This is a genomic window from Haladaptatus sp. W1, assembly GCF_001723155.1.
In the GTDB taxonomy this organism is placed as follows: Archaea; Halobacteriota; Halobacteria; order Halobacteriales; family Haladaptataceae; genus Haladaptatus; species Haladaptatus paucihalophilus.
The window spans coordinates 1-8,797 of the sequence record NZ_MEIH01000108.1 but is presented as its reverse complement, the minus strand read 5'-3'; the positions used below and the strand labels follow the sequence as shown (position 1 = coordinate 8,797).

Annotated in this window: 6 protein-coding genes and 2 pseudogenes; 3 read left to right on the top strand and 5 right to left on the bottom strand. The window is 65.0% G+C overall.

The genetic code is table 11. The features are described 5' to 3' along the window. From BG842_RS06125 to BG842_RS31155, 3 genes and pseudogenes are all read right to left on the bottom strand, one after another. Positions 1 to 661 (bottom strand): annotated as a pseudogene (locus BG842_RS06125) (DEAD/DEAH box helicase); the annotation flags it as partial. Between the two features lie 73 nt (positions 662 to 734). Further along, positions 735 to 1,145: an SRPBCC family protein gene (locus BG842_RS06120; protein ID WP_069450088.1), complete on the bottom strand. Its 411-nt coding sequence runs from the start codon at positions 1,143 to 1,145 to the stop codon at positions 735 to 737. Positions 1,146 to 1,410: 265 nt separating this feature from the next. Continuing rightward, positions 1,411 to 1,587, bottom strand: a pseudogene (locus tag BG842_RS31155) (MBL fold metallo-hydrolase); the annotation flags it as partial. A 197-nt stretch (positions 1,588 to 1,784) separates the two neighbouring features. Here BG842_RS31155 and BG842_RS06115 point away from each other — a divergent pair. The 3 genes from BG842_RS06115 to BG842_RS06105 all read left to right on the top strand — a co-directional run bounded on the left by BG842_RS06115 (position 1,785) and on the right by BG842_RS06105 (position 6,733). After that, positions 1,785 to 2,195 (top strand): SRPBCC family protein, encoded by a 411-nt coding sequence (locus tag BG842_RS06115; RefSeq protein ID WP_069450088.1) that lies wholly within the window; start codon positions 1,785 to 1,787, stop codon positions 2,193 to 2,195. A gap of 73 nt (positions 2,196 to 2,268) precedes the next feature. Further along, positions 2,269 to 4,986 carry an ATP-dependent helicase gene (locus tag BG842_RS06110; RefSeq protein ID WP_069450087.1) on the top strand — a complete coding sequence of 906 codons (2,718 nt, stop codon included), beginning with the start codon at positions 2,269 to 2,271 and terminating at the stop codon, positions 4,984 to 4,986. Between the two features lie 124 nt (positions 4,987 to 5,110). Beyond that, the gene (locus BG842_RS06105; protein WP_175424087.1) at positions 5,111 to 6,733 is read left to right on the top strand and encodes an SLC13 family permease; all 1,623 of its coding nucleotides are present in this window, start codon (positions 5,111 to 5,113) and stop codon (positions 6,731 to 6,733) included. Positions 6,734 to 6,760: 27 nt separating this feature from the next. Here the strand turns inward: BG842_RS06105 and BG842_RS06100 are convergent, their stop codons facing one another. Together BG842_RS06100 and BG842_RS06095 are read right to left on the bottom strand one after the other, a co-directional pair. Beyond that, positions 6,761 to 7,990: a lactate racemase domain-containing protein gene (locus tag BG842_RS06100; RefSeq protein ID WP_069450085.1), complete on the bottom strand. Its 1,230-nt coding sequence runs from the start codon at positions 7,988 to 7,990 to the stop codon at positions 6,761 to 6,763. 33 nt (positions 7,991 to 8,023) lie between these two features. Beyond that, positions 8,024 to 8,797 (bottom strand): DEAD/DEAH box helicase (locus BG842_RS06095; protein ID WP_217493281.1); only part of this gene is annotated, 774 nt, incomplete at its 5' end.

Sequence of the window (8,797 nt, the reverse complement as noted above, 5' to 3'; positions counted from 1 at the left end):
TCGGCGATGTTCTCCAATCGTTCGAGACTGACCGACAGGTGCGTCCCTCGCTTGCCATCGGCGAGGCTGTGGATTTCGTCCACGATGACGTACTCGACGCTCCTGAGTTTGTCCCGGAACTTCGGCGAGTTGAGCAGGATGGCCAGCGTCTCGGGAGTCGTGTTGAGGATGTGCGGCGTCTCCTGCAGCATCTTCTGCCGCGCCGTCTTGTCCGTATCCCCGTGTCGGATGGCGTGACGGACCTCGCTCACGTCGTCCATCTTCTCACGAATTCCCGACAGCGGTAGTTCGAGGTTGCGGTGGATGTCGTTGGCCAGCGACTTCAACGGCGAGACGTACAGACAGTACACCGAGTTTTCCAGTCCGGTCTCCTGTTCCCGTCGAAACAGTTCATTGAGAATCGCGGTGAACGACGCGAGCGTCTTCCCGCTCCCCGTCGGCGACGCAATGAGGGCGTTGTCGTGGCCGTGAATCAGCGGAATGGCCTCGCGCTGTGGCGGCGTGAAGAAGCCGCCGTTCTCGGGACGAACGCGCCGAACTGCTCGACCCACCACTCGCGCACTGCGGGTTCGAGGAGGTCCAACGTCGCCTCGTCTTCGATTGCGACCGTCTCCGGGTCGAAATCAAACTCCTCGCGGGCCAACAGCCCTCTCGCGTCCATTTGTTCCGCGTTGGTATCGGGCGGCAAAGAGGGTTATGCCAGCGGAGTGAAAGTGAAATTCGAAACGAACCTATCACTCCTCGGCCGCGAGGCGGTCGATGGCGTCGAGCGCACGCCGACAGACGGGAACGTAGCCCGCCGCGAGAAGGGGAAGTTCGAAGACGACGCGACTCCCCGTTTCGAAACCTTCGACGCGGTGGCCGGTCGCCGGAACGCGCACTACAGTCCACGTCCATCGGAACTCCTCGCAGGTCGTGATTTCGAAGGGAACCCAGACGCCGAGCGGCGTCCGAACCCGGCCGGTGGAGCCGACTCGAATCACGCGGTCGGAACACTCCACGTCGGTGACGGACGGTCCCCACGACGGCCACGCGGTCGTATCCGTCAGCACGGTCCAGACGCGTTCCGGCGGGGCGGCGGTCGTCCGCGAGACGGCGATGTGACGTCCGTCTGGTCCGCGTTCGACTCGAACCTCGCTCTGCATACCGGGACGACGCGACGAGGGGCGAAATCGGTGTTGCCCGACACCGGCGGTTCGACGACGGCCGTCCTCGCTCCGTCGTCCGGCGACCACCGACTACCGAACCCGAACCACCGAACCCTCCTGCGGCGACCGCCACGACGACCGCCAGCACACTGCACGACTGAACCTTTTTCACCCTCCCGCACGGGGAATTACACATGCGAATCACGTTTCTCGGCACGGGAAGCGCGATGCCGACCGGCAGTCGGTTCCAGACCGGCATCGTCGTCGAGAGGACGGTCGAGACGTTCTCGTAGCCCACGCCCGACTGCTGGAGACGGTGGAGGACGCCGCTGCCACAGTCCACGAGAACGCGACGGCCGTCGTCCTCGACGACGATGCCGGTCTGGAACCGACTGCCGGTCGGCATCGCGCTTCCCGTGCCGAGAAACGTGATTCGCATGTGTAATTCCCCGTGCGGGAGGGTGAAAAAGGTTCAGTCGTGCAGTGTGCTGGCGGTCGTCGTGGCGGTCGCCGCAGGAGGGTTCGGTGGTTCGGGTTCGGTAGTCGGTGGTCGCCGGACGACGGAGCGAGGACGGCCGTCGTCGAACCGCCGGTGTCGGGCAACACCGATTTCGCCCCTCGTCGCGTCGTCCCGGTATGCAGAGCGAGGTTCGAGTCGAACGCGGACCAGACGGACGTCACATCGCCGTCTCGCGGACGACCGCCGCCCCGCCGGAACGCGTCTGGACCGTGCTGACGGATACGACCGCGTGGCCGTCGTGGGGACCGTCCGTCACCGACGTGGAGTGTTCCGACCGCGTGATTCGAGTCGGCTCCACCGGCCGGGTTCGGACGCCGCTCGGCGTCTGGGTTCCCTTCGAAATCACGACCTGCGAGGAGTTCCGATGGACGTGGACTGTAGTGCGCGTTCCGGCGACCGGCCACCGCGTCGAAGGTTTCGAAACGGGGAGTCGCGTCGTCTTCGAACTTCCCCTTCTCGCGGCGGGCTACGTTCCCGTCTGTCGGCGTGCGCTCGACGCCATCGACCGCCTCGCGGCCGAGGAGTGATAGGTTCGTTTCGAATTTCACTTTCACTCCGCTGGCATAACCCTCTTTGCCGCCCGATACCAACGCGGAACAAATGGACGCGAGAGGGCTGTTGGCCCGCGAGGAGTTTGATTTCGACCCGGAGACGGTCGCAATCGAAGACGAGGCGACGTTGGACCTCCTCGAACCCGCAGTGCGCGAGTGGTGGGTCGAGCAGTTCGGCGCGTTCGTCCCCGAGAACGGCGGCTTCTTCACGCCGCCACAGCGCGAGGCCATTCCGCTGATTCACGGCCACGACAACGCCCTCATTGCGTCGCCGACGGGGAGCGGGAAGACGCTCGCGTCGTTCACCGCGATTCTCAATGAACTGTTTCGACGGGAACAGGAGACCGGACTGGAAAACTCGGTGTACTGTCTGTACGTCTCGCCGTTGAAGTCGCTGGCCAACGACATCCACCGCAACCTCGAACTACCGCTGTCGGGAATTCGTGAGAAGATGGACGACGTGAGCGAGGTCCGTCACGCCATCCGACACGGGGATACGGACAAGACGGCGCGGCAGAAGATGCTGCAGGAGACGCCGCACATCCTCAACACGACTCCCGAGACGCTGGCCATCCTGCTCAACTCGCCGAAGTTCCGGGACAAACTCAGGAGCGTCGAGTACGTCATCGTGGACGAAATCCACAGCCTCGCCGATGGCAAGCGAGGGACGCACCTGTCGGTCAGTCTCGAACGATTGGAGAACATCGCCGACTCGTCGCCGACGAGAATCGGCTGTTCCGCGACGGTCGAACCGCTATCGGACATCGCGGAGTTCCTCGTCGGCAGGGCGGAACCGGGCGGGGAGAGTCGCCCCTACGAACTCGTGGACACGCGATTCGTCCGCGAGTTCGACCTCGAACTCCGGTGTCCGACCGACGACCTCGTGCACACGCCGCGGGCCGTCGTGCAGGACCGGTTTTACGACCAACTGCACGACCTCATTCAGGACCACACGAACACGCTGGTCTTCACGAACACGCGGTCGGGTGCGGAGCGCGTCCTGCAGAACCTCCGCGAGACGTTCGCCGAGTACGACGAGAAGAACTCGGGCTGTCACCACGGGAGTCTCTCGAAGGAATCCCGCCAGCGTATCGAGGAGCGCCTGAAAAACGGGGAAGTGGATGTGGTGACCACCTCGACGAGCCTCGAACTCGGCATCGATATGCCCCACGTCGATTTGGTCGTGCAGGTCGGCTCCCCGAAGAGCGTCGCGTCCCTGCTCCAGCGGGTCGGCCGGGCCGGCCACCGCCTCGGGCAAACCGTCACCGGCCGCGTCGTCGCGCTCGATAGGGACGAACTGGTGGAGTGTGCGGTCATGCTGAAGAAGGCCGAGGAGGGCTTCGTGGACCGCGTGTTCGTCCCCGAGAACGCACAGGACGTGGCGGCCCAGCAGGTGTACGGGATGGCGATAAACGAGGTTCGCCCGGCGGACGACGTGAAGGCGACGCTCCGGCGAGCGTATCCGTACCGAAACTACTCGGATTCGGAGTGGGACTCCCTCCTCCGGTATCTCACTGCGGACTACGACGGGATGGAGGATAGAAACGTCTACGCGAAGGTGTGGCACGACGAGAACGACCCGTCGGACGGGGAGTACCACTATCCCGATTTTCCCGTCGGCGAACCGTTGATGGGAAAGCGCGGGCGACTCGCCCGCGTCATCTACATGACCAACATCGGGACGATCCCCGACTCGTTCACCTGTGACGTGCTCACCCGTGCGGACAACGAGTGGGTCGGGGATCTGGACGAGAGCTATCTCGACACGCTGGAGAAGGGCGACGTGTTCGTCCTCGGCGGCCAGCACTTCGAGTACAAATATCGGCGCGGGTCGAAGGTGTACGCCGACCGTACCAGCGCCCGCCCGACGGTACCGTCGTGGTTCTCCGAGCGCCTACCGCTCTCCTACGATTTGGGGCGGGAAATCGCCGCCTTTCAGGGCGAACTCCTCTCGCGGTTGACCGACCGCGGGAAACCGGCGGTTCGGGTGTGGCTTCGGGAGTTCCCGCTGGACGAGAACAGCGTCCGGGCCATCGCGCGGATGTTCGACGAACAGGTCCGCTACGCGGGAGAAGAGAGCGTCAGCACGGACGAGCGACTCACGGTGGAAATCGAGATGGACCGCGAGGAGTACGAGCGCCACTACTACGTCCACTCGAACTACGGGCGGCGGTTCAACGACGGCCTCTCGCGGGTCGTCGCCTACCGCTGTGCGCAGGCGGCCAACACGAACGTCGGCGTCGCCGTCGCGGACAACGGCTTTACCGTCTCGATGCCGTTGAATCGGAAGGTGGATGTCCTCGGCATCATCGCGGACATCGACCCCGACGAGGTACGCGAGGATTTGCGCGCCGCGCTCTCGGGCACCGACCTCCTCCAGCGCTACTTCCGCATCAACGCGACGCGCTCGCTGATGATACTCAAACGCTACAAGGGCTACGAGAAGTCGGCCAGCGAACAGCAGGTGTCGAGCGAGATGCTGCTCGGGTTCGCCGACGAACTGGACGAGTTCGCCGTCATGGAGGAAACGTACCGCGAAATCGTGGAGGACAAACTCGCGCTCGAAGCGGTCGAGGAAATTCTCGGCGAGGTGCGAGCGGGCGACATCGACGTCGTACAACACCGCGTGAAATCGCCGACGCCGCGGGCGTTCGGACTGGCGACGCTGATGGCGAGCGACGTGGTGCTGGCGGAGGACGAGAGTGCGGTCTTACAGGAGTTCCACGAGCGTGTTATGGAATCGATTTCGGAGAACGAACCGGAATAATCGGAGTTCCCCTTCCCATCACGTCGGCGAGAATTGAAATCGCAGCTGTGAATTACGTCTGAATTATAATTTCTCGCAAAAATCGAAAGGATTAATCCCGACTACGACAGGTGAATGCGTACCAATGGCACAGACGAATCCACGCAAGCGACTCGGACTTTTCGTTCTCGCACTGCTCGGAACGGCGATTATCGCGGGCGCACCGACTCCAGACGGCCTCTCGGTTCGGGGGCAGTTCGCGTTCGCCACGATGTTCTTCGCGGGGTTCCTCTGGGTCACAGGGGCACTCCCGTTGGCGGTGACGGCGCTGTCGATACCCGTCCTCCTCACTATTTTCGGCGTCTACGCCGACCTCGACGCGGCGCTCACGGGGTTTGCCGACCACCTCATCTTCCTGTTCATCGCCGGGTTCATGCTGGCGAACGCGCTCCAGAAGTACGACATCGACCGGCGAATCGCCCTCTGGATCATGTCCGTGATGGGGTCGTCGCCGCGCCGTCTCGTCCTCGCGGTCATGCTGGCGACGGCGTTCCTCTCGATGTGGGTGTCGAACACGGCGACGGCGGCGATGATGACGCCCATCGCGCTCGGCGTCCTCTCGCAAGTTCTGGGTCGGGAAACGGTGGAAGCGGCGAGCGCGGCGACGACAGCGGGGTCGTCCGACTCGTCGCCTGCCCCCGACGGCGGGACCGTCGAGGTCGAGGGTGGCGACGAACCGTTCACCAACCTCCACGTCTCGATGCTTCTCGGAACCGCCTACGCGGCCAGCGTCGGCGGCGTCGGGACGCTCATCGGGACGCCGCCCAACGCGGTGCTGGCCTCGCAACTGAACGAGATTCTGGGCTACGAAATCGGCTTCGCCCAGTGGTTGCTCATCGGCGTCCCCATCGTCGCTATCACCCTCCCGCTCGTCTGGTACGTCCTCACGTATCTCCTCTATCCGCCCCAAATCGACGACGTGAGCGAGGCACAGGAGATGGCTCAGCAGTACCTCGAAGAGGAAGGCGAGTTGAGTCCGCGCGGAAAACGCGTGGCGCTCATCTTCACCGGCACAGCCCTCCTGTGGGTGGTCGGCGGGTTGGGCGATTTCATCGGTCCGTACCTGCCGTCCGCGTGGGCGGTCACGCTGTTCGGCGGCGAGGGAACGAGCGTCTTCGGTATCGACGGCCATCAGGGAATGTTCTACTACGTGGTCGTCGGCCTGCTCTCGGTTCCGGCGCTCGTGCTGGCGGACACGATGGAGTGGGACGATTTGGTGGACATCGACTGGGGGACCATCCTCCTGTTCGGCGGCGGCATCGCCCTCGCCGACGCGCTGGCGACCACCGGCGCGACGGAGTGGATTGCCGACTCCGTGTTCACGTCGCTCACCGGCGCGCCCATCGTCCTCGTCGTGGGCATCGTCGTCCTCCTCGTCATCTTCCTGACCGAGATGACCTCGAACACCGCCACGGCGACCATCATCATCCCCATCCTCATCAGCATCGGGAGCGTCTTCGCGGCCACGCTCGGCCTCACCGACGTCGCCGCCGCCGTCTTCCTCTCCGTCTCGGGAGCCATCGCCGCGAGTTTCGCGTTCGCGCTCCCCGTCGCCACGCCCCCGAACGCCATCGTCTTCGGGAGCGGGTACCTGAAACAGGAGCAGATGATGCGTGCGGGCGTCGTGTTGAACCTGATAATGACCGTCGTCCTCACCGGCCTCATCTGGCTGCTGTTCCAGTTCGTCTGGCCGCACGTCCTCTGGTAGCGTTTTCGCTCCGGTCGAACTGACTTTTCAATCCGGCCGAACCAACAGCGTATCGAGCGCGTTCGGAACGACCAGCACGTCGCTTCCGGGTTCGATGGCGTCCTCGACGGATTCACGGAAATGCATCAGGCAGTCCTCGACGATTGCCGGATGCTCGCTTCCGGTCACGAACACGCCGTGGTCGCGGAGGACGCGGGCCACGACGAAGGCCCGCTGTGCGCCCGGTTCGTAGCCGGTTCGCATCTCGTCGTAGAGGCTCTCGGGGTCGCTCGCGCCGTCGAGTCTGTCGTAGAATCGTTGTTCTCCTTTTCCTTCGCCCGCTCCCTCGGGCATGGCGGCGGGAACGACGACCCGACCTCCCGGCCGGAGCGGGTTCCGATCGCCGAGGACGACGTACGTCGCGGCGCGGGTCGCCTGATAGAGGTTCGCGGCTTTCGCCTCGGGAACACCCGCGATTACCGCGTCGTACTCGTCTTCGACCGCGACCGACAGCGATTCCTTCGCGGTTTCGGCGAGGTCGGGGACCACCGCGCGGTGGTGTCCGGCGCTCGCCCCGAGAATCCCCTGCGGGCCGTGCGTGACGTTCAGACAGAAGTCGAGTCCGGCCATGTCGCCCGCCTCGTCCAGTAGTTCCCGGAACGGGTTGTCCTCGATTCGCCCGAGTCTGACGCCCTCCCGCGAGAGGAGGTCCGGCCCGTGCGTGTACCGGATGAGTGACTCCCCGCCCGCGCCGATGACGACGGTTTTCGCGCCGCCGGAGAACCCGGCGTACTGGTGCGGCTCGACCATCCCCGTCGAGAGCACGCGGTCCGCGTCCGCGACGGTTGGATTCAGTTCGACGGGTACCGCGTCGCCGTCCGTCGTTTCGGCGGTTCCGACTTCGATTGCGGCGTCCGCGTCGTGGTTCTCCGCGAGGTCCGCGTGCTTGCCGAGCGCGTCGGCTATCTCCTCGTCGGTCATCGGGCGGTGAAGGCCGAGTCCGAGCACGACGGAGACGTGTTTTCGGGGGACTCCGGCGTCCGCCAATTCCGCGAGGAGCACGTCCAACAGCACGTCGTCCGGCGTGGCCCGCGTCACGTCCGTCACGACGATTGCGACCGTCTCGTCCGGGGAGACGAGTTCGGCGAGGGGCGGGCCGTGGGGGTCCGCCATCGCGCGCTCCGCGGCCTCCCGCGGCGGGACGGCGGTTCCGCCCGGTGGCGAGAGAACGGTCACGTCACAGTCCGTGAGATGGTAGTCCGGAAGGGAATCGTTCATGAACCGAGGTACGGACGACGGGGACGAAAGCCCTTAGGTCGCCCACTCGACCATCCGGTCGTAGAGCGGCGAGGAGCGAAGCGCGCACTCGTCGCCCACGAGGACGAGCGACTTCTTGGCGCGGGTCAGCGCGACGTTCACCCGGCGGTAGTCGTCGAAGATGGGACTGTCCAAGTCGCCCGTGGCGACGAACGAGACGATGATGACCTCCTTGCTCGACCCCTGGAACCGGTCCACCGTATCGACCGCGATGGATTCGTGGACGCGCCGGGATATCTCCGCGACCTGCGCGCGGAACGGAGCGATGACGCCGATGTCCTCGCGGGCGACGCCCGCGTTTGCGAATCGGGAGACGAGTTCCGTGACGCGTTCGGCTTCGACCGGATTCGTGTTGCCCGCCGTCTTCCCGTCCGGGTCGACGAAGGCGACGCCGGTGCGGAGCGTCGGCGGCAGGGATTCGGGTTCGACGTTCGGCAAATCCTCGATTTTCTGGGCCGCGACCTCGCCGTTCGCCGGGCGGAGCGCGCCGTCGTAGAACTCGCGGGACGAGAACGCCTGAATCCGCTGGGCCATGCGGTACTGACGGTCCAGCATGACCGACACGTCGGGATACAGGTCCACGAGTCGCTGGAACAGCGAGGTCGAGAGGTCGCCGCCCACGGCGTCACCGTCCGTGCTCTCTTCGGAGTCCGCCTCCGTGTCGTTCGCTTGGACCACGGGCGGCAGTTGGTGGTGGTCGCCCACGAGGACGAACCGCTCGGCGAGGTTGATGGCCGCGTGCGTGGCGGGTTCGGTCAACTGCGAGGC

What these genes read in the sequence shown, in the direction of transcription:
- BG842_RS06100 (WP_069450085.1), bottom strand. Translation starts at nt 7,990, where the DNA reads ATGAACGATTCCCTTCCGGACTACCATCTCACGGACTGTGACGTGACC.
- BG842_RS06120 (WP_069450088.1), bottom strand. Translation starts at nt 1,145, where the DNA reads ATGCAGAGCGAGGTTCGAGTCGAACGCGGACCAGACGGACGTCACATC.
- BG842_RS06105 (WP_175424087.1), top strand. Translation starts at nt 5,111, where the DNA reads ATGGCACAGACGAATCCACGCAAGCGACTCGGACTTTTCGTTCTCGCA.
- BG842_RS06115 (WP_069450088.1), top strand. Translation starts at nt 1,785, where the DNA reads ATGCAGAGCGAGGTTCGAGTCGAACGCGGACCAGACGGACGTCACATC.
- BG842_RS06110 (WP_069450087.1), top strand. Translation starts at nt 2,269, where the DNA reads ATGGACGCGAGAGGGCTGTTGGCCCGCGAGGAGTTTGATTTCGACCCG.